Origin of the sequence: Vibrio inusitatus (assembly GCA_024346935.1) — a bacterium.
Classification (GTDB): domain Bacteria; phylum Pseudomonadota; class Gammaproteobacteria; order Enterobacterales; family Vibrionaceae; genus Vibrio; species Vibrio inusitatus.
In genome coordinates this window covers 625,361-649,346 of the sequence record AP024878.1, presented here as the reverse complement: position 1 = coordinate 649,346, position 23,986 = coordinate 625,361, and the positions used below count along the sequence as shown (strand labels likewise).

Annotated in this window: 21 protein-coding genes and 2 pseudogenes; 15 read left to right on the top strand and 8 right to left on the bottom strand. The window is 40.9% G+C overall.

Annotation, left to right across the window (positions count from 1 at the left end):
• Positions 1-420 precede the first annotated feature (420 nt).
• Positions 421-2,148 carry a site-specific integrase gene (locus OCU48_RS03045; RefSeq protein WP_141343655.1) on the top strand — a complete coding sequence of 576 codons (1,728 nt, stop codon included), beginning with the start codon at positions 421-423 and terminating at the stop codon, positions 2,146-2,148.
• A 184-nt stretch (positions 2,149-2,332) separates the two neighbouring features.
• Here the strand turns inward: OCU48_RS03045 and OCU48_RS03040 are convergent, their stop codons facing one another.
• Both OCU48_RS03040 and OCU48_RS03035 read right to left on the bottom strand, forming a co-directional pair.
• Positions 2,333-3,505, bottom strand: coding sequence for a hypothetical protein (locus OCU48_RS03040; protein WP_141343654.1), 1,173 nt, complete (start codon positions 3,503-3,505; stop codon positions 2,333-2,335).
• A 575-nt stretch (positions 3,506-4,080) separates the two neighbouring features.
• Positions 4,081-4,929, bottom strand: a complete 849-nt coding sequence (locus OCU48_RS03035) for a hypothetical protein (protein WP_141343653.1) — start codon at positions 4,927-4,929, stop codon at positions 4,081-4,083.
• A gap of 469 nt (positions 4,930-5,398) precedes the next feature.
• Here OCU48_RS03035 and OCU48_RS03030 point away from each other — a divergent pair, with 469 nt between their 5' ends.
• Both OCU48_RS03030 and OCU48_RS03025 read left to right on the top strand, forming a co-directional pair.
• On the top strand, positions 5,399-5,944 hold the full coding sequence (locus OCU48_RS03030; RefSeq protein ID WP_141343652.1) for a recombinase family protein: 546 nt from the start codon (positions 5,399-5,401) through the stop codon (positions 5,942-5,944).
• Positions 5,945-6,017: 73 nt separating this feature from the next.
• Positions 6,018-7,088, top strand: a complete 1,071-nt coding sequence (locus OCU48_RS03025; protein ID WP_141343651.1) for an HNH endonuclease family protein — start codon at positions 6,018-6,020, stop codon at positions 7,086-7,088.
• A gap of 359 nt (positions 7,089-7,447) precedes the next feature.
• On the opposite strand, the gene OCU48_RS03020 is transcribed toward OCU48_RS03025, so the two are convergent.
• Positions 7,448-7,735 (bottom strand): hypothetical protein, encoded by a 288-nt coding sequence (locus OCU48_RS03020; RefSeq protein ID WP_141343650.1) that lies wholly within the window; start codon positions 7,733-7,735, stop codon positions 7,448-7,450.
• Between the two features lie 833 nt (positions 7,736-8,568).
• Here OCU48_RS03020 and OCU48_RS03015 point away from each other — a divergent pair.
• Positions 8,569-9,774, top strand: coding sequence for an integrase domain-containing protein (locus tag OCU48_RS03015; RefSeq protein ID WP_141343649.1), 1,206 nt, complete (start codon positions 8,569-8,571; stop codon positions 9,772-9,774).
• Between the two features lie 328 nt (positions 9,775-10,102).
• Here the strand turns inward: OCU48_RS03015 and OCU48_RS03010 are convergent.
• Positions 10,103-10,336: pseudogene (locus OCU48_RS03010) on the bottom strand (IS66 family transposase); the annotation flags it as partial.
• On the opposite strand from OCU48_RS03010, the pseudogene OCU48_RS03005 reads away from it, so the two are divergent.
• The 3 genes and pseudogenes from OCU48_RS03005 to OCU48_RS02995 form a co-directional block, all read left to right on the top strand.
• Positions 10,328-10,420 (top strand): annotated as a pseudogene (locus OCU48_RS03005) (transposase); the annotation flags it as partial. The pseudogenes OCU48_RS03010 and OCU48_RS03005 overlap by 9 nt on opposite strands.
• Positions 10,421-10,892: 472 nt before the next feature.
• A complete protein-coding gene (locus OCU48_RS03000; RefSeq protein ID WP_141343647.1) occupies positions 10,893-12,623 on the top strand; it encodes an amidohydrolase in 1,731 nt (576 codons plus the stop codon).
• Positions 12,624-12,902: 279 nt separating this feature from the next.
• Entirely contained in the window at positions 12,903-13,238 is a 336-nt protein-coding gene (locus tag OCU48_RS02995; RefSeq protein WP_141343646.1) for a hypothetical protein, read from the top strand.
• A 233-nt stretch (positions 13,239-13,471) separates the two neighbouring features.
• Here the strand turns inward: OCU48_RS02995 and OCU48_RS02990 are convergent, their stop codons facing one another.
• Positions 13,472-14,134: a DNA-binding protein gene (locus OCU48_RS02990; protein WP_141343645.1), complete on the bottom strand. Its 663-nt coding sequence runs from the start codon at positions 14,132-14,134 to the stop codon at positions 13,472-13,474.
• Between the two features lie 261 nt (positions 14,135-14,395).
• On the opposite strand from OCU48_RS02990, the gene OCU48_RS02985 reads away from it, so the two are divergent.
• From OCU48_RS02985 to OCU48_RS02975, 3 genes are all read left to right on the top strand, one after another.
• Positions 14,396-14,644: a helix-turn-helix transcriptional regulator gene (locus tag OCU48_RS02985; protein ID WP_141343644.1), complete on the top strand. Its 249-nt coding sequence runs from the start codon at positions 14,396-14,398 to the stop codon at positions 14,642-14,644.
• 4 nt (positions 14,645-14,648) lie between these two features.
• On the top strand, positions 14,649-15,851 hold the full coding sequence (locus OCU48_RS02980) for a tyrosine-type recombinase/integrase (protein ID WP_167496134.1): 1,203 nt from the start codon (positions 14,649-14,651) through the stop codon (positions 15,849-15,851).
• A 735-nt stretch (positions 15,852-16,586) separates the two neighbouring features.
• The gene (locus OCU48_RS02975; RefSeq protein WP_141343642.1) at positions 16,587-17,600 is read left to right on the top strand and encodes an integrase domain-containing protein; all 1,014 of its coding nucleotides are present in this window, start codon (positions 16,587-16,589) and stop codon (positions 17,598-17,600) included.
• A gap of 74 nt (positions 17,601-17,674) precedes the next feature.
• On the opposite strand, the gene OCU48_RS02970 is transcribed toward OCU48_RS02975, so the two are convergent.
• Positions 17,675-18,004 (bottom strand): hypothetical protein, encoded by a 330-nt coding sequence (locus OCU48_RS02970; protein ID WP_141343641.1) that lies wholly within the window; start codon positions 18,002-18,004, stop codon positions 17,675-17,677.
• A 301-nt stretch (positions 18,005-18,305) separates the two neighbouring features.
• Here OCU48_RS02970 and OCU48_RS02965 point away from each other — a divergent pair, with 301 nt between their 5' ends.
• The gene (locus tag OCU48_RS02965; protein WP_141343640.1) at positions 18,306-18,596 is read left to right on the top strand and encodes a hypothetical protein; all 291 of its coding nucleotides are present in this window, start codon (positions 18,306-18,308) and stop codon (positions 18,594-18,596) included.
• A gap of 300 nt (positions 18,597-18,896) precedes the next feature.
• Here OCU48_RS02965 and OCU48_RS02960 read toward each other — a convergent pair whose 3' ends face one another.
• A complete protein-coding gene (locus OCU48_RS02960) occupies positions 18,897-19,292 on the bottom strand; it encodes a hypothetical protein (protein WP_337983900.1) in 396 nt (131 codons plus the stop codon).
• Between the two features lie 259 nt (positions 19,293-19,551).
• The gene (locus OCU48_RS02955) at positions 19,552-19,932 is read right to left on the bottom strand and encodes a hypothetical protein (RefSeq protein WP_141343638.1); all 381 of its coding nucleotides are present in this window, start codon (positions 19,930-19,932) and stop codon (positions 19,552-19,554) included.
• A gap of 591 nt (positions 19,933-20,523) precedes the next feature.
• Here OCU48_RS02955 and OCU48_RS02950 point away from each other — a divergent pair.
• The 4 genes from OCU48_RS02950 to OCU48_RS02935 all read left to right on the top strand — a co-directional run bounded on the left by OCU48_RS02950 (position 20,524) and on the right by OCU48_RS02935 (position 23,737).
• Positions 20,524-21,336, top strand: a complete 813-nt coding sequence (locus OCU48_RS02950) for a RecX family transcriptional regulator (RefSeq protein ID WP_141343637.1) — start codon at positions 20,524-20,526, stop codon at positions 21,334-21,336.
• Positions 21,337-21,566: 230 nt separating this feature from the next.
• Positions 21,567-21,992: a septal ring lytic transglycosylase RlpA family protein gene (locus OCU48_RS02945; protein WP_141343636.1), complete on the top strand. Its 426-nt coding sequence runs from the start codon at positions 21,567-21,569 to the stop codon at positions 21,990-21,992.
• Between the two features lie 107 nt (positions 21,993-22,099).
• Positions 22,100-22,321 (top strand): hypothetical protein, encoded by a 222-nt coding sequence (locus OCU48_RS02940; protein WP_141343635.1) that lies wholly within the window; start codon positions 22,100-22,102, stop codon positions 22,319-22,321.
• Positions 22,322-22,693: 372 nt separating this feature from the next.
• Complete coding sequence (locus OCU48_RS02935) at positions 22,694-23,737, top strand: polysaccharide lyase family 7 protein (protein ID WP_141343634.1); 1,044 nt, start codon at positions 22,694-22,696, stop codon at positions 23,735-23,737.
• Positions 23,738-23,986: the final 249 nt, after the last annotated feature.

The window sequence follows — 23,986 nt, the reverse complement described above, 5'->3', positions numbered from 1 at the left end:
TCGAGCAACCTGGTAAAACTCAAGTGTCAATTTTTGATATTCAGCCCTAAAGTGCCCAATAGAGCATAGCTAGGTTGTTGCTTCATTATTTACGCTGCATCTTCCTTTATGTCACTGATTTAACAGTGATTGAAGAGAAAGCCAAGCAAAACGTGAGGTCATTCATAAAGCAGGATGAAATAGAGAGGAAATTGGAGGAGTTGAACCGGCGTCCGGAAATGGTGTACCAAGCACGTGTGACAACTGACGAAAGTGATGATAACCTAGTAAGTAATTGAAAATATGAGTTTTTATTCGTTAAATGATCCCATCCCGGCCAGCTCCACCAATCATCGTTAAAAGTCTGATTTCTAACAAGAAGTCAGACTTTTTTCGTTTTAGGGCGAAAGGAAGTCAGTGTCACGAATAGGTGTCACGATCATGAGAAAACTTCCATATTTAAAGAAAAATAAGTTTGGCGTTTACTACTTTAGGTTCATTTTTTCTAAAAAACTAAGAGTCTTATCCAACTCACCAAAAGAACTCTCCCTATCTATGGGTACCAAAGATTTTTTGGTCGCAATTCCTCACTACCTTCGGGTATTGGAAAATGCGAACCAACTGAAACTTTGGTTAGACACATATTTAGAAAAGGATGAGTTTGATATGACAACTCTAAAAAGCAAAGTTGAACTCTGGAAACAAGCCAACCAACTTAATAAAAAGATTGAAGAAACAGGAAATCTCAATTTTGAATTAAGAAAAGAACTGTTAGCACAGCAATCGGCTAAGCAGTCTCTGTTAGATCAAAACGCCAAACTCAAAGAGACCTGTAGTGAGCTAACCGGTGCTTTGAAAGCCACCAAAAGGTTGCATAAAAGCGCCTTGCCTTCCCCTGCCCCCTCTAAGAAGCCCGCTCCCGCTGAACGTTCTGTCGCCATCTCAAGCATGACGCTAAAAACGCTTGTAGCGCGATTTCACGCATTTGAGTCAGAGCACAGTCTCAACACGGAAAAAACACTTAAAGCTCGCAAGATCTATCTACAGCGCTTCTTAGACATAGTCGGAGCAAACACTCGCATCCACTTGCTCAATGCGGATAAAATCCGCTCTTATCGTGAGCTGATTCACGCCATACCTCGAAACTTTGATAAGCAAGGCTTCATCATCCCAAAGGCAAACGGCAAGCGTCCTAAGTGGTTCAAAGAGACGATTGAAGCTTCCGAGCTCCCTACCCTATCTGGAGAAGGGATTGAGACACACTTTAAGCACGTGCGTTGCCTACTTCGTTGGGCGCAAAATGAACACCATCTAGAACAAGACTTATATTCGATGCTGGTGGTTTCTAAAAAGCATGCAAAAGCCACAAAAAAGATCGTCGTGAACTTCTTAGCTCATGATCTTCACAAGCTATTTATGGATGGATACTTGTACGGAGACCACAAAGCAGCGAGAGAAAAGACTCAGCCTTGGCAGTTTTGGATCCCGCTCATCGCGCTCACTACAGGTATGCGCTCTGAAGAAATCGGTGCGTTAAGCGCTTCCGATATCTTCATTGAAGAAGACTTTTGGTGTATCACTGTTCGTAACAGTAAAACCGATGCCGGTGAACGCACATTCCCTATACCGCAATTCTTATTGGATATGGGGTTACTGGATTATCGACGAGCTATTTTAGAGGGGGCTTCAACAGCAGAGACGCCTTTATTTCCAACCTTAAAACGTAAGGGCGACACGTTCAGCAATCGCATTGGACAGTTCTTTAACCGAAATATCAATGGAAAACTAAAGGATGGCTCACCACGATATGAAGGCTACCTGCACAAATGTGCTATCTCTAACCCATCAGACAAGGAAGTACTGTGTTTTCATAGCTTCCGTCATGGCTTTATTACGACTTTACTCAATACTCTTATAAACGAACATGGAGATCGTTTAGAGCTCGATCTAGTAAAGAATATCGTTGGCCACAATTCTGACTTTACCAAATACGGTATTGCAGCAGAAAGCTGGACTGATGTTACTCGACACGTCTACGACCATAAAAGTCGAGTCTCCCTGATCACGTTGAGAGAACGCTATGCCGCAATGAAGCACGCAATGGATAAGATGGATTTTGAGGTAGATTTATCTCTGATTTCGTTCAAACGCTATAAGGATAGGTTCTAAAAAAATGAAGGTCTACTTCGATAGTGGACCTTCATTTATTGCTGAGCTGATTTTTAGCCCGTTGTGAATTCTGGCAGTCTATGACTCAAATTAGCTAAATGCCCTTTGACTTAATTCTCTCAACACTAGTAATCTAATCATATGATTATTAGTAAATAAAAGTTAACCAATCAACACAACAATACTAATTACTCGGTCTTTTCATTAACCCCAGAGCTTCTTTTAGGCTCAAACCCTTTCGAATGTGCCTTGCCAAACTGCCAAAGGGAACACCTTCCAACTTCGCGATCTGCGTCAAGCTGCACATAATCCCATTATGAAGGTGTTGAGTCATCTTTCTTGTAACTGGTTTAGTAATATCTTCTATACACATTCCTTTACGCCACCGACGATTGATTGTGTCAATACCAAGACCTGTCTCCAAAGCCAGCTCTTGACGCGATAACCACCTGCCTTGATAAAGTTTACGCTCAATCTGATCTGCTACAGCTTGCTCGGGTGTCATTCCTTTTGCTAAACGCTTCTTAAGGGTCACGAAAGATACTTGATACTTTTTGCAAATTTGGTTCAGTGTCAGCCATTCACCGTGAACTTCAATTGTTGGGTAAGGATTTGCCCGTACTGCCTCATCAACAGTCATACCCTGTTGAGTTACGCGGTTGTTTAAAGTGCTATACGCAACACCACACATTTCAGAGATCTTAACCAAATTATGCCATTCTCCTTTGAAATAATATCTTCGTTCTTTCTCTTGAACCGGAGTACCTAGCGCCCTATTGATACTCCACTCCCGAATATAGAGTCGTGAGTACAGTGTTTGATAAGAAATACCTGCTTGTTTTGCTAGCTCTACTAACAGTCGTTTCTCACCCTGATAAGTAGCATAAAGGTTGTTACTCTTGTTTCGAGCTTGCTCTTGTAGTGTCGCCCAACGAACATTGCCTTTGAAATATCCTCGTGCATTATCGATTCTATCAATTGAATAATCTGACTTAGGCTCTGGTATTTCACCAATATGATTAATAAAAGCCTGAAAGCTTTTGACCCATTCTGGCTCTATGCCTAAACCTTTTCCGCCATAGAACTGATAATTAGGATTACTGGGGCTTAATATTCGTTTCTTCATTGAGCTCCAGATGCTGTATTCTCGCGTATTGCGCATACCATGTACAACATTGATGGCGCCTTTCTCTTGCCGAGGAGTGTCCACTGCTTTCTCTACGCTCCAGCCAAGCCTAAGTCGACTTTTTATAGTGCTCTTTCTAAGTCTCGCTCCTCGGCTGCACAGTTCGGTTAATTCAAACACTTCCCCTTTGTAGTGATAAAGCTTTAGGTTGTGAGGTACTCGTTTATTCATTGATAACTGTTCAGTCTTTGATAACCACTATCATTAAATCACACGGGTAAGTCTGGATCAATAAATTATTTTAAATCAACAGCTTAGCGTTAAACGAACGTTTGACGAACGTTAAACAAAGTATGCTTGGAGAGAGCATAGGACGGCGAAGGCGCCTTCATGGTGGATGAGCTTTTGATAAAGAATCAAGCTTCATATATTAGGTTGATTTAAACAGAATAAAACATGGCATATAGGACATTTAATACGGTGGGATAGTTGCGTCAAACTTCTATGTAATAGTCAAAGTAGCCTGTTCTATCACCACCCGTTCCATTTCCGGATGGCGTTTAGTACAGGACGTTAATTCTCCTTAATTCCTATTTTTTCGGTATTAACTACATCTCCTCTAGTATCAAACAAAGGAACTGAGACACCGTGTATGCATTGCTCTTTACAAAATCTCTTCCAAATAAGGTGTTTACCGTCCAACTTTTATTGCCCTCTGTTACGGTTACTAATGACTAAAACCTGGCTGTATAAGGCTAACGTGGCCGACAACAAACTCTCTACCTACCCCCATGACAATCTTATAGTTAACCTAAGACTTCCGACTTTATTAAGATCCTACACAGCTTAGCTAACTCTCTGCGCAGATCCCCGACCCCATTCAAGCCAATGAGAGAATAGTTTGGGCCTCTTCCAATCGGCTTGTTTAGTTCCTTCGTTAAATAATCCACCGCTCTCAGGCATATCGGATGTCTCGTACAAACCATCAAAGTCCCATTGATATACTTTTTATATCTACTAGCCCATTCATCAGAACCTTGTGGCTCATCAAAAGGCATTGGACCTAGCAACTCCTCCTCGATAGCATCTAGGTCACTGTATCTGTATTTTGAAACCCACTCATCTTTGATTTGTATCCTTTTGCGCTTATCTAACAGTAAATCCCTTTGCAGCTGTTCCGCATCTGATTCAGATAACAAACAAAGAATGTGCAAATGAAGCCTCGGCCTGATTCCATTCGATGTTATAACGTTAGAGTTATGAGAGCGCTCTACCACCACAATTGCATTTTCGATAGCAGGATAATATCTAAACCAACGAGCCACTGTAGTAGAGACTGTTGGGCCATAAGTCTTCTCTGCTACCTCCCACAGCTTGATGGTTTCTTCATCATTCAAACTAATAGTGACAAAGTGAATTTTCTTGCATACCTCTTGAGCGATCAATGACATCAAAATGTAGGCACAAGTTAGATGATCATCTGTAGAATAAGAGGTGTCACCGAAACGAAATTTATGTTCGGCTTTAACCTTTCTTCCTACTCTCAATCGATTAGTAATATTAGGAGTATTCTTAGTAATAGTTCTCAGATACGAACCATTGACACTCATCATAGCCAAAGCCTTATCAAGACTAGATCTAGACGTGTTTTTCATAACCTGTTTTACACGTCCCCCGAGGACAGCTAGTGACATTGTCCCAAGCTTGTCAAAGCTAGTTATCGTTCTCAATTTTTATGTCCTTCAAATAGTGCCTCTGAAAAAACATTACCTCAACCGGATAGCTTGACCAACTCCTCTCACATCTAATCGCAATCAGTGAAAGTGAATTTAAAATTAACATAGCTGAATTTATATGCACAAAGTAGACTATAGAGATCATTTGTAACACTATAAAGCAATGTTCAAGTAGAGCTTCTTCTTACCGCTCATCTCCACTTTCCACAGGAGAATATTCAAGCAAGCAGCCCACAACGGAATTTTTCCTTTTGTCATAAGTTTGAGCTGACTCTCAAAAGTATACTTTTTGAGACGCCCCAAAAGCCTGTCTCAAAACCACGAATACTGTACTTATGATACATATTCTCATAAACTCTAAGAGGTTTTGATACTAAGAGACGAATACATGGCTAATATTGCATACAAACGAGTTTCAAGTAGTGACCAAAAAACAGATAGACAGTTAGATGGAATGACTTTCGATAAAGTATTTGAAGAGCATTGCAGTGCTAAAACTATCAGCAGGCCAGTGTGGGATGAATGTTTAAATTATCTGCGTGAAGGTGACTCGCTAACAATTCACTCTTTAGATAGGGTATGTAGATCCGGAGCGGGAGACGCTGTAGCTATCGTAGAAAGGTTGTCTGAAAAGGGAGTATCAATCGAGTTTATCAAGGAAGGCTTGAAGTTTAATGGAGTGATGACCGCGGCACAAAAAGGCGTTCTAGGCATATTAGCCAGCATTGCACAAATGGAGCGAGAGCTAATTCGAGAGCGCCAACGTGAAGGAATAGAGGTCGCAAGGTCTAAAGGAAAAACACTTGGCCGACCTAAGAAAACCGTCAATATTGAGCTCATTCACGAAATGAAAAGACAAGGTAAGAGCGCCACAGAGATAGCTAAAGAGTTGAAAATTGGAAGGGCTACGTACTATCGCTATATAAAGGAATAATCGACATAGTATGACTCACAGCTAGAGTAACTACAGGTAAAGTACTCAATAATAACCTCAGAGAAAGCTAAATTTGACTGCACACACTATTAAGAAACAAGAAATCAGAAGCTTCATAGACAAAGATAACACTACGGTAAATACTTTCCGAACTCTAACTCTATTTGGCAAAAATACGGCTACATACAAATTTGCACTTTGCCATGCTCTACTAAAGCAAACCAGCTCATCCACTGAAATCCGATATGAGGACCTCCAAGAGGATTTTCTACGAGAATTAGTGCGTCACTACACCGATAATCCCCACCAATTTCAGGGGGGACAAAATAAACTAACACTCAAAATCGATGAATACTTAGCATCCGATCAAAGTGAACTTGAGTGGGCCAAATTAAATCAGAATGCAAGAAAAACCATTTTTAATCACGTATTCGGAGCGTATCAAAATGTAGGCTCTGGTACTCTGGCTCACTCACACAGGCTATTCGAAGATCAAGCAAAGTACAAAAAAATCACCATTACCGACAAACTAGCCGAAATTCTTGAAGACGACATAGCAAAGAACATCATCCGTACTGAAAACCAGGCAAGATGGAGTGTCGTCGAAGAGGCGTGGAGAGCAGGAATCGCTCCAAACATGCTTACATTCAACAAAGAGGATGGGCTCTTCTATTCAGAATTTGGTAACAAACGCATAGGGCTAAGATCAGCAGTAGATACTCTGCTTCCATATCAAAATGGGCGCTGCTTTTACTGCAACAGAAAGATCAGTAAATTTGTCTTAAATCACAGTGACGATTTTGCAGACGTAGACCACTTTTTCCCATTCTCCATTATGAATAAAATTGGCCAAAATCATCCCAACCCTAATGGTGTCTGGAATTTAGTTATCTCATGTAAGAAGTGCAACAGAGGGGAAAATGGAAAGTTCGATGCGCCACCGACTTACGAGTACTATCACAAGCTACTTTGCCGGAATGTTCTTTTCTTTGAGGAGCACAAACACTCTTTAAAAAATGCTATCCAACTAAGCCTAAATGCAAACTCAAAAGAGGCCATTATTGGGCAAATGAAGAAGATCTACAGTATCTTTGAACCTTTAGCAGGTTGGAAGCCTGCATATATCTACAGAACAGAAGAATAACGAAGACCATCTAGCTTTATTCCAACCAGAGCTTTCAAATGAATGAGCCAGTAGAATTGAACACTTATCATTTCTTCAGGGCTTCTTTAGCAGAAATGATAAACAGGCAACCATATCATTAGGGACATATTGGTATGGTAAAACCTAGTGCGTAGCTTTAACCGTACTGCGCTCCCACCAACATGACAGTAAATACTAACCCAAACAGCACTACTCAGAATCAGGAATTCTTTCGATCGAGGAATACTGGATGCTATAGCTAGACTGCGCGCTTCAACAACTGGAGATGACTCAGAAATTCCTGATTAATACCTGAAACGCGTAGTTCTGAATGGTACAAAGTCAAACAACTCAATAAGTTATTCTAACGTGCCTGCTTCCATCAATTTTCGTATCAGAGCATCAGTTAATTGCTTATGCTCCTTTTTTTTCCTCTCAAGACTCTCTGACAGCAACTGTTTTTCATATTCTAAATCTTGGCACGTTTTGATCTGGCTATTGGTTTCCCAACCTTTCAAAGTCTTTTCAGTTACATCTATAAAATCGGTTACTTGTGAGGCCGTAAACACACCAGTACGCATTAACGTAGCTACAGCAGTTCGAATAGCCTGTTTCTCACTTTTTTGAAGCTCACTCCAGATTATCATATCCACTCCTATTTGTTCCCAAGAAACACTTAGATTATGCAAAAAAAACCAATGCATCAATAGATTTTTTCTTTTAAAAACATAGCCTTATCGTAGTAACTACTTATTAAGTTAGTATTCACTACAATTAATTTTTATGTGGAGATCTTACTTAATACACCTGCGTGTCTTTACTGTTTTGAAGCAACAAAGGTTTACATAAACGTTGCAAGCAACGAAGGTTTACATAAACGTTGAAAGCAACGAAGGTTTACATAAACGTTGAAAGCAACAAAGGTTTACATAAACGTTGAAAGCAACAAAGGTTTACATAAACGTTGAAAGCAACGAAGGTTTACATAAACGTTGAAAGCAACGAAGGTTTACATATAAGTTACGAGTAACCTTGTTGGGTTGCTGTAAACACTACAACCCAACAAGGCTCAAGGCTTTAAATCTGGTGTTAAAGCGGGACTTGAACTGGCGTCCAAACTTTTAATTACAGTCAAAATTGAGACGCGGCCTTTCAGTAGGCCGTATTTTTGATCTAAGCTATATGCAGAAACGAACTGGTGTCACGAAATTAATGATACAGTTTGTGTAGGCAGTTCTTCTCTAAACTTAAGTAGAGTAAGGCTTTTAACAATAGTACGGTGATACTGGTTTCCATTTTTTCCAGCTCCACCAAATCGTATAGAAAGGCACCCAGACGGGTGCTTTTTTATTGCCTGCAGATAAGAAAATCAATAACTTAGAACCCCACTAAGCGCCAAGAGACCTCACTGTGACTTAGACTTTTTGTTCCCCAAAAACTACCTTTGGGGAACAAACATGAAACTTTGGGGACATAAAACATGCCGAAACCCGCTACCAAACTCAGCCACACACAGATCGCTGGCCTTGTTTGTAAAAACAAAGAGAAACTGCTCACAGACGGCAATGGTTTAACATTGAGGGTTCGCCCGAACGGTTCTAAAGTTTTCTATTTTCAGTACTCCCACCCACTTACAAAAAAAAGAACCAAGCTTCAGGTAGGTAAGTTTCCTCACTGTTCATTAAAGCAAGCTCGGAAGACAGTGCTTGAGTACAGATACTTACTGGATCGGAAGATAGATCCAAAAAGCCACCTAGCACAGCAAAAAGAGGAAGAGCTCAATGAAGAGAACAATCTGCTAGCCAACGTGGCAGAGGAATGGCTTGAGGTAAAAAAGCACAGTGTTACTAAAGACTATGCCCAAGATATATTGCGTTCTCTCGAGCTGCACGTATTCCCTTCTCTTGGTACAGTTCCAATTTCTAAGATTACCGCCCCTAAAGTCATCAAAGTTCTAAGAGTTGTTGAATCGAAAGGGAATCTAGAAACGGTAAAAAGATTATGCCAAAGACTCAATGAGGTAATCGATTTCGCAGTGAATACAGGAAAAACCTTCTCAAACCCGATCTCAAAGGTTCATGTCGCATTCAAGAAACCCAAAGCCCAGAACATGAAATCTATCCCCCCATCCGAGCTACCAGAACTACTTCAAACAATATCCCGAGCATATCTAAATAGAGTCACAAGATGCTTGATTGAGTTTCAACTGCACACTATGTCTCGACCTAGTGAAGCCTCAAACGCTCTCTGGGAAGAGGTAGACCTAGAACAGAAGACATGGACCATACCAGCGAATAGAATGAAGCGAAGACGCGAACATATTGTCCCACTCAGTGAATACTGCGTAGAGTTGTTGCGCTTTACGAAAACTATTAGGCGGGGGAGTCCCTATGTTTTCCCCTCACCTATCGACAATTTCAAACCTTTGAATAGCCAAACCGTCAATGCAGCCTTAAAGCGTATGGGTTACCAAGGAAAGCTAGTAAGTCATGGTTTCAGGTCAATAGCTTCTACGGCTCTTAACGAAGAGGGGTTTGACTTTAACCTTATAGAATCAGCTCTGGCACATGTTGACTCAAACCAGACTCGAGCAGCATACAACCGAGCCACATACCTGGAACGCCGAAGAGAGATGATGAATTGGTGGAGTCTACATATCGTTGATGCTAAAAACCCGTACCTCTAGCTGCCATTGAGTACAGCACTAGCACTTCCAGAAATCACAGTTTGAACGTGAAATTAGACGACTTTATTGGCTAGGATAGCACTAAGGCCACTCATCCCAACCTTCATAATCATCATCTGGGTCACTACACTCAACCCTACCTTCTTGATATTAATTAACCCAGTACGATTTGGGACAAAAGGTTTCCTAAAATGAAAGAGTATTCGTTAAGAACGAACACTCTCTGATGAACAAACATGTTCGTTCGCGGTGAGCTAACATTTTGAGGCCGGATCACCCCATTTCAGCGACATCAGACGTTAAAAAATTACCAGCGAACTTCTTTTTCCATTGAAGTGGCTGGATGTATCGAAACACGTTGTAGCACATCAACAAGGTAGGCGTAAGGGTTGATATCATGAAGTCGACAGGTCACCATTAAGCTTTGAAGCACACCTAACTGCTCCGCACCCAACTCAGTCCAACAGAATAAGAAGTTCTTTCTTCCCATTGGGATCACTCGCAGAGCTCGTTCAAGATGGTTCGTGTCGATTTGAAGGTGTGGGTTCGAGAGGAACACTTTAAAAACCTAACCGTTATTCACATCCCACCTTATTCACCTGAGCTAAATCCGATAGAACAAGTCTGGAGTTGGCTTCGTCAGAATGGAATCGATTTTTCGAAGATAAAAACAGAGTGATATAACTCTGCTTTAGAGACTGGGTTACATTGATAAAATAATTAATGTAATTGGTATTATAAGAATTCTAGCCACTTTGGCCTGCCTATTATGTTTATCAATGTTGTTCAGAAAATTGGTGACATTACGTGAAGAATGAATTCATTTATTAATTGATGAATCAGAACAATCTAGCTACAACGTTGAGCACTTTTTTGTTCGGTAAAAAATAATATTAGTGGCGTTAGTTCTCGACCAAAGGATTTTCATGGTCTGTAATTAATTGATAGTTAATGATTAATGATTTTTTATATCCTTTGAATGTTCACTTTTCACTTCAATTTTTAACTATCATTTTTTGCTACTTTTTGTTGTTAGTATTTGCGGGCGAAATTCGAGAAGGTAGCGCTATTAGGTTTTCCTAATTTCATTCCTTACCATATAAAGCGAAGTCACAACTATGAACAACAACACGCTAAAAACAGGTTTAAAATATAGTCAAGAAACGGTCCTTTACACCGGCAGATTCATCACAGTAAATGAAGACCAGCCTAGTGCGACAGCCATCGTCGTTCAACATGGAAAGATATCTTTTGTTGGCACGCAAGAACAAGCAGAAACCTACCTATCCAATGAAAATATTGAATACAGACTAGATACACAATTTGCATCGAAGACAGTGGTACCTGGTTTCATTGAAGCACACATGCACCCACTTGGTGCTGCACTGTTTACTGCTCGTTTTGGTTATGTTGGTCAAATCGAACGTACAGCAGGTGGTGGTGAAATCCTTACTGCTAGCCTTACTAAAGATGCGCTTAAAGCTAAAATCAAAGGTTTTGTTGATGCACACAACGCTGCGGGGAAACAAGGAGAATGGTTAAATCTATGGGGTCTAGACCCTCTTCTAATGAGCGACGGCACTATCATTGATCGTGATTTCCTAGACGCTCTTTGTGATGATTCTCCAATCTTACTTATGCACGCATCTTGTCACGTAAGTGTTCAAAATACCGCTGCAATGGATAAAGTAGGTTACAGCCTGAGTGATGATCCTGCGTTTGTATTTCGTAAAAATGACCGTCTAACGGGTGAAATTGCAGAAATGCCGTACATCCTAAAAGCAATTGCTGCTGGTGCTTATGACTTAGGTACGCCAGAAGACGCTATAGGAGCAATGATTGGTTACGCAGACAGCGCTAGCCGTTTAGGTGTAACAACGATTTCAGATTGTGGTATGGGCGTTCCAACTAACCCTTACCCTCTATACCAAGCTTTGTCTAAAATGCCAGCTTTCCGTGCACGTTTGGCTGCTTACCCACTAGTACCAAACTTCACAACGGAGCAACTTGCTGAGTTTAGAGACCAAAGTAATGACCGTCTATGGGCAACAAAAACGAAATATCTAAATACAGATGGCTCCATTCAAGGCTTCACAGCATTGCTGAAGAAAGGTCAAAAGTACTACAACGGTAAAGAAAGTGGCCATCTATCATTCTCACAAGAGAAAATGTACGAAGATGTGTTCTACTCTCATAAAGCGGGTTACAGCATTTCTTTTCACTGTAATGGTGAAGGTTGTACTGACGAGCTACTAGACCTAATTGAAAAAATGCAAGCTGAGTGTCCACAGTCAAACGCTCGTCACTGTCTTGAGCACAACCAAATGGTAACGCCAGAGCAGATGGACCGTATGAACAAATTAGGTGTTGTCCATAACCTGTTTGGTACGCATATTCCATTCTGGGGTGATGTACACGCAACAGTAACTGTTGGACCAGATCGTGTTAAAACACTGAACCCGTTCCAAACTTCAGTTAAGAAAGGTGTCCCTTTCTCAATTCACTGTGATGATGTTGTAACTCAAGTAAACCCATTGTTCATGATGTGGGGTGCAATGAACCGTGAATGTGTGTTCTCTGGTAACGTGTATGGTGAAGAAGAGTGTCTAACTGCAGAGCAAGCACTTCATTCAGTAACTATGGGCGCTGCTTATCTAATGGAAAAAGAGCACATGATCGGCTCTATTGAAGTAGGTAAGCTTGCGGATATGGCTATTCTTGACCAAAACCCGATAGAAATCGCTAAGCAAGATGTGAAGAGCATTAAAGTTCACGCGACGATGCTAGGTGGGGACGTTACTGTACATACAACACAAGAAGTAAATAAAGCAGAACCTGCCATCGCTTAAACAATTCCATTTAAATCCCCTAAAGAGAAAAACTCTTTAGGGGATTTATTGTTCGTTGCACTTTCGAAAAATATCTGCTTTACGATGATTCGTTACGTCCTATCTAATCTAAAAGCAGCTAACGTCACTTGTTTGCTTTAGAGCCTGTAATAAAACAATCTAACCAAATGGCTTTTCCTTCTTATTGCATAGAACACTGTCTAGTTTTTCCTGCTTTATCAGTACCGGGCATGCTTTGGTGGGAGGTGAAGATTAGTATCTAATTAGTGAGGTTACATCATGAAGCGTAATGAACAATTCAAGTATCTTGGAGCCGAGTCCATTCCCATACAGTGGCAGTGGCAGTGGCAGTGGGGTAGGATTATTGAAGGTGTCCCTGTTCTTCAAGTTCATATGTCAGATCGACACAGCATAGATGATCAATCTCTTGTCAAATTAACTGGTACAGACTGGCAGAGAACAAATAAAAATGGCTCTATAAATCTCGGACATAGAGAAAGACTGCAACACATAGAGATGATCAAACAAGGCCCTAATGGTTATTGTTTCTTTGATGATGATAGTTATAGACCTAAGAAAATTTTTCAGAGGTCATCTATTAAATATCATCTTTGAAGACGCTTTCTGACGGTACCTATGGTGTTCTAGACGCTCTACTTACACCTAGTGAATTTACTCAAATAAATGAAAGGCAACTATCAAGTGTGTATTTCTTTAGCTAAAAAACACTCCATTTTTGCTTCTCTTCTGTTACCCCTAGTGATCGGTTTCCGTTCGCGAACACGGGCGCAAAATAAAGGTGCACCACTGCGCACCTTCCCTACTGAGTGAACTCTTTTGTTTCTTTTTTACGCATCGACTCGATTTTTACGCTTACCTAGCTCAGCCTTCAGTTGCTCAATCTCATCTTTTTGTAGCAGGATCAGATCTTTCTGCTCAGCCTGCTTTTCTCGTAGGTTTTTCAGTTCAACATCAGTGACTGCCGAATGTATTTTGAGCGTATAGAATTCGTCCCTCTCTTTTGAAAGCTGCTGGTTTAGTTCTAGAAGCTGTTGCTTCAGGTTTACATGCTCCGAGTTATCTTTTTCCATTGCCAAGCGCAAACGTATTTCTAGCTCTGCTTTTTCCTCGAAAGCTGTCTCTACAGTTTTTTGCAAGGCTACCGCCCGATCTTCTGCATCTTTCAGATCCGCTGTGAGGCTATCAATATGTCTTGAATGTTCCTGCCTCATTGACTCATAAATGCCAACTCGCTCTGACACTATGAGATCTATATTCTCCTGAATAGCCTGCGCAACGGTATCAGAGATAGGGATCATTCTCACGCGCTCAACAGCCTTGAACTCTCGTTGCTCCCTCCATGCCTTAAAGTATTTATGACATGTTGATGTGCTGTTTACCCCCTCAACTCCAGCTTGAATCTCCCTTACCGTAGGATAGGTTTGTTTTTCCTCTAAATATCGTTCACAGAAATCTTCGATTGCATTACATTTAGCTTCAGATTCATTCATGACTACCTCTCAATGGGCCTTTGCTCAAACCTGTGGTAATCACTTGTTCTGCATATCAATTGCCATGTTGAAGCAATAATAAAACCTAAGTTCTAGAGCACATAAACAGATGGCATGTACCTGACATAGGTTTCTGTGAGTGCTGTCCCATAAGAGTTTGCGACTCTTGCTGGTTTAAGGATTTCCCTTCCCTACTTTCACTTTTCCCCCTCTTTTCTTGCTTCAATCGGCTCAATGTTCAAGCAGATAGGTAGTTGCAATATGAACCAAGACACTCAAACTTTTATTAAGATGGAAACACTTTGCAAGCAAATTGACACTTCAAAAAAAACGATTGAGAACTGGATTCGTGAAGGTCTTTTTGTGCCTGCAGTCGCTTTCTGTGGGCGTTCTAAACGATTCAACGTCCAAGAATTAGAAATCTACTACGTAGGAGTCATAGCTCAACAAGATCGCAAGGATCTTGTGAAAGAGATAGTTGATGCACGCTCTAAAGGTTCAAAGGTGTAACAGCATGACAAAACCTTTAAATAGCTTATGCGATCTTCAAATCAAAAATGCGAAACCAGAAGGAAACGATACTCTCCTCTGTGATGGTGGGGGACTTTACGTTCGAATCAGAGGGAAAAACTCCAAGTCTTTTATATTCATTTACAGCGACTCAGTCACTAAGAAACGTTGTAAACAAACTCTGGGAAAATATCCGAACTTGAGCTTGCGCGACGCTAGGGCTTTGCGTGAAACATTAACTAATAACGTCATTTCGACTATCCCGTGCCATATAAGTAATGCTATTGCCAATAAAAGTCTAAATTTTGAAGACGTTGCTCGAGATTACATCGAGAATAAAGATATTCTGCAAAGCTCAAAATCGGATGAACTGGTTAGGCTAGAAAAATACGTCTTCCCATCCCTAGGGGGCGTTAATATCGATGAATTCACACCGGCACTTGTTTCTCATGTGTTAGAGCAAGTGATAGCTCGAGGTTATAAAGAAACGGCTAGTCGCATTGCAAGTTCTATCGTCAGTATTTTTAATGACGCCACTTGCCGTGGTTTAATCGAAATGAATGCGTTGACGCCGCTTAAAAGTGTCTACAAATCACCTAAAAGTACACCTTTTCTTACGATTAAGTGGCGAGAACTTCGTACATTCTTTCAAACTCTAGGAAGTGCAGATCTTCTTCCAATAACTCGTTGTTTGATTGAATTTCAATTTCACACTATCACTCGGCCGATAGAGGCAGCTTCTGCTCGTTGGGCTGATATCGATTTAGAACAGCGTATTTGGACCATTCCCTCTAAATCAAAAAATGAGCTAAAACATAAGATAATGCTCAGCCAACAAACCGTAAATATTCTATCTACCATAAAGAGCTTAATCGGGGATAAACATGAGTTTGTTTTTCCAAATCAGGGCCGTAACCGCAATGGACATATGAGTTCACAAACAGTAAATGCCGTTCTCAAGCGTATTGGGTATCAAGGCAGGTTTCATGGTCATGGTACTCGATCACTGGCTAGCACCACACTGAACGAATTTGGTGTCAATTATGATCACATAGAAAAAAGCTTGGGGCACATTGAACAGAATGACTCCCGAAGAGCATATAACCGTGCAGAGTACATTCATCAGAGAAGAGATCTAATGGATTTTTGGAGTACATTTTTGGTGCAGCAGGCCGGATCTACCCTGCCATGCTGGGAACGCTATTAGTCTCGACAGTTTTGAACTTCGACTCCTCATTTAGCAAAGTAATTTCAGCATACTAGCTAGCGAAGACAGTAAGTCACTCAAACACTCCGCAATAGCGGCACTAGTCGAGAGATATATCAGGAAAAACCATCGCGGGATGCTCATCCCATTTGGAGCGCAGCGACACAAGTGCTAGCACTCAGAACACTCGAAAGAGTGTGTACTGAGTGCTACAACGACGAGTACCTATGCTCTCACTCGCTTCGTCTAATTCTCTATAGAAATTAGACGAAGCTCTACTCTGGCTCGGAGCCCTTGCTTTTCGGGGTTCACGAAAAACAAAGCTCAAAAGTTTTCGGAAGTTACGGTTTGTAGCTAACCCTCAACCTCACTTTCGATCATTTCGGCATTGATGACAACCGCACTCGCTTGGCACCGGACAGAAGCAACTTCACAGTTTGGCGTTCTGTCTCTATCGCAATCCAAGTCGTTGTCATCAAGCCAAACCACACATAGCAACTAGATAGAGGAGTTAATATCCCGCGCTGATGCCAACAGCCTATCTAGAACCAGACAGAGGACGCAATAAGCCCATTGCTCTCAAACGCTGAGAGAACTGTTTGTAACGTGACTGAGGATGCAACAAGCCCGCGCTTCTCATGGAGAAGAGCAGTCACAAATTGGCGTAATCATTAATCGGTAAGAGGTGAAATCCCTCTGTGCATTCAACGCTATGTCAAATTACAAAGGTTTAATATGAAAATGAAATACAGTGGTCATTTGCCCCCTACAAAACGAAATTTTTCCGCTCCAAACTTCGGACTAGGTGCGCGACAAATAGATAAGGCTCTTATTAATGCAAGTTTGGAAAATCTTGGAGGGGTTAAGAACAACACTCACAAAGCCCGATCAGCGGCTTGTCGTGACTTTGCACTCTTCCTTAAACAAGAAACAGATGTGAAGAGGCTAAATGCCATAACTAAGCAAGAAGTAACGGGGTATGCCGAATATCTCAGAGAACGCTACGAATGTAATGGTCAATTCAGTGCGAGAGCAGCACGCGATTACCTCAGCCATATCAACGTTTGCCTACGTCAAGCAAGAGGTGACAGTAAACTCACTGTACTCGCAACTAAAGAGATGGACTTTCCACCCAAGAATGAGATTGAAACCATAGACCGCTCGGTCTCTGAAGAACTACACAACCAGATAGTGACTCAAGCGAGCGAACCTGTCGCTGTCATCAGTCAACTCCAGAGAGCATTTGGATTGCGATTTAGGGAAGCTAGTCTAACGGACTGTGAGAAAGCACTAAAAGAGTATCATTCTACTGGCTTTATCACTGTGTCTAGAGGGACCAAGGGGGGACAAGATCGTACTATCGAAATCGAAAACTCCAATCAAGTATCTGCACTTGAACGCGGTGCAAACCTGCAAGCTCAGACTGGCCATGTCAATGCCACTCCCGTTGATTCTTCTTTCAAAGCATTCCAGAGTAAGGCATGGCGTGAAGTCAAAAGTATCAACTCAAACTATCTCTCACATGGAGAACGCAAGTTTTTTGCATGCCAATACTATACCGAAAAGATGGGCGTAGTACCGCCTGTCATTGCTGGAGTTTCTCATGGTAAAGCACATCTTGTATTTGCCGCAGAACGTCTTGGTATTACTGTTTCAGAAGCTAGAATAAAAGATGAAAAAGTTCGCTTACAGTTATCCCAAATATTGGGGCATCATCGACCAGGAATCACCAACGCCTACATAGGTTAATGCTAATAATATAACGAGAAACGTATCAAGACACGCTTCTCGTTATTAGGCTCATTAAGCAGAAATGCACAACGTTAGCCCGTTGCCTTGCTGTGGGATGGTCGTTCAATATCCAACAGCTTCAACAAGCAAAACTGACGATTTTTGGCATCTGTGCAAACGGCAAATAGTAGCCAGTGCTCAATGAAGCCATTATTAGAAAAGGACAAACGATAATTTTGAATGTCCAATGCCTTCAGTACTTTTGAGGTACCAAACGCACAATGAGTCATCAATGTAGTTACATCATTGACGTGTTTTTTATTGTTAATGCACACAGGCACTAAAGCAATTGGGGCATCACCCATTTGAGTTAGGTCGATATCGACCAATGGAGTGACGAAGAGGTTGTTGAATGTAGCCATAATTGGCTCCTTATTTGCAATTAGATACTCACATCGAGTACAAAACCACACTATCAAATCAAAATGCGCCGGAAAGTCGCTATGAAATGATATTTCTTAAGAAAGCCTTTCTCTTTTATTTCTTAACCGCTAAATCAGCATCCTTCTTTCTTCACTTTAAGAACCAATTACCCAGAAGTCTTCCCCCTCCCCCTTTCTGATTTTGAAAAGGGCTGAATAGTTGTCACCTAAAAAGAGCCATTCACCCTAATCATTTGTCATCACATTACATACATCTCCTAAACAACGCAGGAGAAAAGGCATGAACCCAAATACTTTCAAGCAGATCTACACCACTATGACGCCCTATCTAAAACGAGGAATCCCATTCCGACGCAAACAGGTCAAACGATTGGTGGCTATCTTTGAGGACATTTTTACTCATGAACCATATTTGAATGAGCATTTGGATAGAGTTGGGAAACGACAAATCATTGGTTATTGGCGTCGTACAGAACACGAAGGAGAGAATGTAAGAAAAGAAAAGCACGCAATCTTGAGCAGATTCTTCACTGCGGCACGTCTAAAAGGTAAAGTCCCCAAGCCGAAGTAGGATTTGAACCACCAGCACAGGCCATTGCGTTTTCCTGTGGCTTTAAACTAGCACACGCACTGAAATGTCTTAATACATCGTCACTCCAGATCCATTGAAGGGGGTCTTTCTGGGACAGATATTTGTTCTATGACGTACTCTTCTGCACGAAGAACCAACACATTATTGGACAGAAGCGTGTCAGTGAGCTTACTAAATTAGCCACATACGGATTAATTTATATTGAAAAGGTTACACTAAAAGAATCAGTGTGTGCCGCGTAGGGTTACTTGCTCTGATATGTACTTTTAGCTCATTTCGTTACTTATTCCGCACACACTTCAACATTTCTTTTGGCTCAACATTTTCATTATACTCAATATAATCAACTAGATATGCAGTTCCGTTTGCACCTAAATAAATGGCGTATCTATAATAATCGGGGTCATCACTTTCACCAAAAAACCAAATTCTATCCAACTCGGCTGACCGATACGATCCGAGGTACTCTTGATCCAGCATGGTGACAAACCCTTCGTCACCTCTGAAAGCTAGCGTTACAACAGTTTCTTCACCAAAAAATACTCGGCAGTTCCATTGTTTATCATACGCGAAACTTGTTTTTTGAACTTCGACATCTTTTCTCTCTAGCTTATCGCTAGTGGCAGCCATACAGCCCACTAAAAGAATACTGATAAAACATATGATTATTCTCATTTAGCTACCCTGTGTTGATTTATAGCGGTGTTCTTGAAATACATAACATTTAGTTCCAAAAAAACGAGGTATTGTACTAACTCATTATCGCTCTTGCGCTCAATTTGCAATGAACTGTTTGAAGTTCTTATTTGGCCATAATTATGAATTTATGCAGCTTAGCTGGCAGGTACTCTACAGCATCTAGTAGGATTTTTCTGACCATTTAGCGCCAGTAGAATGATTGCTAGTTACAGGGTGCTCTAGCGAGACTGTTGATTCAAGGTATGTAAAGTGCTTTGCCACTCACTGTTTGTTCTGAAACAGGGATAAGGTATTGATAGTCTGTTCCTTGCCCACCGAGTATCACTGAATTATTGCTGCCAGTTGCTTCAAGTAGCACACCATTTGCTCCTACTTTTGCTGCTTGGTTCTTAAGCTCCTCAACAGCGTAATTAAGAGAATCCTGCTTTGTCATTCCAGCATCGCTTGAAGCATTAACAATAGCAATTATTTCATATAATTCGGGATAGTCTGTATATAAGCGCACTTGCTCGGGTAAAATTGCTTCTCTAGGCTCTCCAACAATAATTGAAGATCCTGAGGCACAACCAAAAAGTGTAAGAGTGCTAATGAGAAGAAAGGTTTTAAGGACGTTCATATGGGCTAGTCAATTTCAAAATTTAGACTGAATTATACGTAACAGTAGAAAACTTGGTAATGCGAATATTTCGAAATCTTGATGTGGATATGATTTTTCATAACTCGATTAATTGAGCAAAAGTAAGAGCAAATGACACACTTATTTAGATCCCTAGACCAGCCTCGCAACAAACAATGGGGCAGAAATGAGTTTACCAACACTCGCTGTCTGTAACTAAAAAGTACAAACTTTGAACCTAAAGCACATCAAAAAGGGGGGCCAATTGGAGTTGCTTTTGGTATCAGCACCAACAAAGCGCATTGCCTAGCCACCAGCACTCTTTTTTGAACTGAATGTAGGAATGAGGAAGTGGAGATAAGCCACAAAAATCGTGACATCAATCACAACCTGAAGAATCTATGACTTATTTTTGTTCTGGGAAGATTTTTTGTTCCCCAAAGTTGTTCCCTATAAAGACAAGGGTAACAATAAAGAGTAATATAATCAGACGCTTAAAGTCACAACGTGAAGACCGCCAGCTCCACCAATCGATTGGAAAAGGCCACCTTCGGGTGGCCTTTTTTTTATCCAAATATAAGCTAGACGCACATGAACTCTGACTCCAATAAGCCAAGAAAAGCGACACGCCAAGAGAGTGTGATGAACTCTGCTATGTGGCATCTCACACAAAGGGATATGACCGAAAGTGAACTACTAACAAAGCTTAAAGCGAAAACGGATAATCAGGATTGGATAGATCAGACTTTAGAAAGCCTTCGAATCTACGGATACCTTAAGTCTGACTCTGTGTTTGCAGAACAGTTTGTTGAACGCTCTTTTAGTAGTGAATATGGTTCGGCCTACATTGTCGAGAAGTTGAAACATAAAGGAATTGACGAACATACAATTATCGGTGCTATCGACATAGTAAAAAATCGATTGAGAATAGATGAGTTAGCCATTTTGATAGACCGACTCAATAACCAATATCAAGAATTTACGATGAGTCGAGAGAAGCTCGTTAATTCATTACTAAAACGCGGATTTACCTTTCAACAGGTGAAAATAGCTATTTCTCAGCATCCTGAGGTAGACACTTTACGCTCTAACTTAGAAATAAAGGCCGAAAAAGCAGATCTTGAAAAGGAAGTCCTTAAGTATGTAAGAAAAGGCAAAGGCCTCACTGTTATTCGCCAAGAACTAAAGCAGCGAAAAATAGATATTACTGATCTAGATTCTTTCATCGAACAAGCCGTGAACAGCGGAGAGATAGATTTTTTTTCGTCTTGCCTCGAGCAGCTAAATAAAAAATCTTACAATCTAAATGACTTCAAAGAACGAAGCAAAGCCTATGCCATGCTTTCTCGAAAAGGCTTTTCTTCAGAGGAAATAAAATATGCGCTCAGCGAGGGAGATGAATAACCCAATATTTTTGATCGACTAACCTTCGATTAAGTGTCGAAAGCCATCAATGCCTACTCATATTATCTCCTCAAAAAACCTAAAATGGATACGACTTGAACAACATATTGCTCATTGGAATGCCACTCTGTTTATAATTCTCATCCTTTACACTGCTATGACGTGGGAAATTCATTCACCGATAAGATCTATTTGAAACACACCCATTCGATATTTAATAGATACTATAAATGAAAAAACTACTGATCATTCTTCCTATTTTTTTAGCTCTTACTCTTTCTGGATGTTCATCAGCTTCTAGCGGCGCTTCAGCAAAAACGAAACAATATTCCTCAAACCATGACCTCAATGGGCAAGCTTCTTGGTACGGAAATGCCTACCATGGAAAACTCACGGCGAGCGGTGAAACTTACAATATGCGAGCTTACACCGCAGCACACAAAACCTTGCCGTTTGGCACTATCGTTCGGGTAACAAATACAGCCAACAATAAGAGTGTTGATGTAAAAATCAACGATAGAGGCCCTTTCGTTAAAGGCCGCGTGATTGATTTATCACTGGTCGCCTTCAACAAAATTGGAGACAGTAGCAAAGGCTTGGCACCAATTAAAATCGACATTCTAGATGACAGCAACACATTTAGATATAAACACTAATTTGCTCACTCTTAGTCGTTATTAGGCATTTTCACTATTTAGAACTAAACCAAAGTACGCGTTGTCACGTAAGCAAACTTTGTAATAGTAAAATCATCGAGGTTGATATGAAAAGCATAGTGATACTTGGTCTACTGGTCTCCGGTTCAGTGCTAGCAAATCCAGATATTTGTATGGAAATTGGCAAGGCTCAAGCCGTTAACGACCATGAAAAAGTGATTGAATTGGCGGCAGGATTGAACCCAACCGATGTGGAACAGTGTAAAGCTATTGCCGATGATACAAGAGCAGACACCAATCATGACCTTGAATTTTTGACAGACGATTAGAATCAATAACCACCCCGAGCCCTTTATAAACAGCACGTCTTAAACGTGCTGTTCTTATTTCCCAATTCAATAAAGAATTGATATTCAATTAGTTAGTAGATTTCTTTTATTCAAAGCTGTTATGAGGACCCGCTCTATTTCGAATAGATCACGTCTTTTTCTTTAGCATCTAAGGTCTCTCCTTCAAATAATAACTTAACTAGGCACCTAGTTAGTTGGTCACTGATCGTTATCATCCGCTCAATTTTTTGAACTAGATCTAATGATTGTGTTTCAAAATGTGATCAAACATGCACATCATGGCTTATGTTCTTTTCTTCGTAATTACCACACCTATTATGTACGACAATAATACATACAAGGAATTACAAAATGAAACAAACTCTTGTTCTTGCTGGTTCACTCTTACTTGCTCTACCGGCTGCTGCTGACATAGCCAACAACGGAGTTTCTTACCCTGTTCCTGCAGACAAATTCGATATGCGTAACTGGAAGATCACTATCCCTTCAGACATTAATGAAGATGGTAAAGTGGATGAGATCGAAGGCGTTGCGATGCTAAGTTACTCCCACGAAGATTTCTTCCACTTAGATAAAGATGGCAATCTTGTTTTTGAAGTTCAAAACAAAGCAATCACAACTAAGAACTCAAAGAACGCACGCTCTGAACTGCGTCAAATGCCTCGCGGTGCAAACTTCGATAACATTCTTACAGACTCCAAGGGAAACCAGTGGGCACTATCTAGCCACCCAGAAGCGGATCAATACAGCGCCGTTGGCGGTACATTAGAAGCAACGCTAAAAGTTAACCATGTTTCTTTACACGCTAAATTCCCTGAAAAATACCCAGCACACTCTGTAGTTGTTGGTCAGATCCACGCCAAAAAACACAATGCGTTGATTGAAGCAAAAACTGGCTACGGTCACGGTAATGAGCCACTGAAAATTTTCTACAAGAAATTCCCAGATCAAGAATATGGTTCAGTTTTCTGGAACTACGAGCGCAATCTAGAGAAAAAAGATCCAAACCGTGAAGATATCGCTTACCCAGTATGGGGCAACACTTGGGAAAACCAAGCAGAACCAGGCAAAGCGGGTATCGCTTTAGGCGAAGAATTTAGCTACAAAGTTGAAGTTAAGGGCACAATGATGCACCTAACTTTCACAACAGCAAGACACGAAAAAGTGACTTATGACATCGACCTAAGCAAAGGTATTGATGCTAAAGACCACCCAACAGGTTATGCAGAAGATGACTTCTACTTCAAAGCTGGTGCTTACGGTCAATGTAGTGTTCAAGAATCTCACCCTGTATGGGGCCCAGGCTGTCAAGGTACTGGTGATTTCGCTATCGACAAAAGAAATGGCGACTACAACAGCGTGACATTCTCAGCGCTAAAGCTAAACGGTAAGTAATTCACCTTTTAACTCCTAGATTATTTATCTCCACACTTGGCCTTTCACGAACTCTTCGTGGAAGGCCTTTTTTGATCCAACTATCACTATAATCAACCGCCTGCCATTCAAATCACTTTTTCTACTTGTGCAACGGATGCAGTGCGTTCCTTTATCCACATGCTCAAAACCCCCTCTAATGTTCGCCAGAAATCTTCGGTCTCTACAGCACACAACAAATTAGCTAACCCCACTTAGATCTCAAAAACA

Coding starts and splice junctions, on each gene's coding strand:
- OCU48_RS03040 (WP_141343654.1), bottom strand. CDS start 3,505: ATGAATAAACGAGTACCTCACAACCTAAAGCTTTATCACTACAAAGGG.
- OCU48_RS03030 (WP_141343652.1), top strand. CDS start 5,399: ATGGCTAATATTGCATACAAACGAGTTTCAAGTAGTGACCAAAAAACA.
- OCU48_RS02970 (WP_141343641.1), bottom strand. CDS start 18,004: ATGGCTACATTCAACAACCTCTTCGTCACTCCATTGGTCGATATCGAC.
- OCU48_RS03020 (WP_141343650.1), bottom strand. CDS start 7,735: ATGATAATCTGGAGTGAGCTTCAAAAAAGTGAGAAACAGGCTATTCGA.
- OCU48_RS02955 (WP_141343638.1), bottom strand. CDS start 19,932: ATGAACGTCCTTAAAACCTTTCTTCTCATTAGCACTCTTACACTTTTT.
- OCU48_RS03000 (WP_141343647.1), top strand. CDS start 10,893: ATGAACAACAACACGCTAAAAACAGGTTTAAAATATAGTCAAGAAACG.
- OCU48_RS02960 (WP_337983900.1), bottom strand. CDS start 19,292: ATGAGAATAATCATATGTTTTATCAGTATTCTTTTAGTGGGCTGTATG.
- OCU48_RS02975 (WP_141343642.1), top strand. CDS start 16,587: ATGAAAATGAAATACAGTGGTCATTTGCCCCCTACAAAACGAAATTTT.
- OCU48_RS02940 (WP_141343635.1), top strand. CDS start 22,100: ATGAAAAGCATAGTGATACTTGGTCTACTGGTCTCCGGTTCAGTGCTA.
- OCU48_RS02995 (WP_141343646.1), top strand. CDS start 12,903: ATGAAGCGTAATGAACAATTCAAGTATCTTGGAGCCGAGTCCATTCCC.
- OCU48_RS02980 (WP_167496134.1), top strand. CDS start 14,649: ATGACAAAACCTTTAAATAGCTTATGCGATCTTCAAATCAAAAATGCG.
- OCU48_RS03045 (WP_141343655.1), top strand. CDS start 421: ATGAGAAAACTTCCATATTTAAAGAAAAATAAGTTTGGCGTTTACTAC.
- OCU48_RS02990 (WP_141343645.1), bottom strand. CDS start 14,134: ATGAATGAATCTGAAGCTAAATGTAATGCAATCGAAGATTTCTGTGAA.
- OCU48_RS03035 (WP_141343653.1), bottom strand. CDS start 4,929: ATGAAAAACACGTCTAGATCTAGTCTTGATAAGGCTTTGGCTATGATG.
- OCU48_RS02985 (WP_141343644.1), top strand. CDS start 14,396: ATGAACCAAGACACTCAAACTTTTATTAAGATGGAAACACTTTGCAAG.
- OCU48_RS02945 (WP_141343636.1), top strand. CDS start 21,567: ATGAAAAAACTACTGATCATTCTTCCTATTTTTTTAGCTCTTACTCTT.
- OCU48_RS02950 (WP_141343637.1), top strand. CDS start 20,524: ATGAACTCTGACTCCAATAAGCCAAGAAAAGCGACACGCCAAGAGAGT.
- OCU48_RS03015 (WP_141343649.1), top strand. CDS start 8,569: ATGCCGAAACCCGCTACCAAACTCAGCCACACACAGATCGCTGGCCTT.
- OCU48_RS02965 (WP_141343640.1), top strand. CDS start 18,306: ATGAACCCAAATACTTTCAAGCAGATCTACACCACTATGACGCCCTAT.
- OCU48_RS02935 (WP_141343634.1), top strand. CDS start 22,694: ATGAAACAAACTCTTGTTCTTGCTGGTTCACTCTTACTTGCTCTACCG.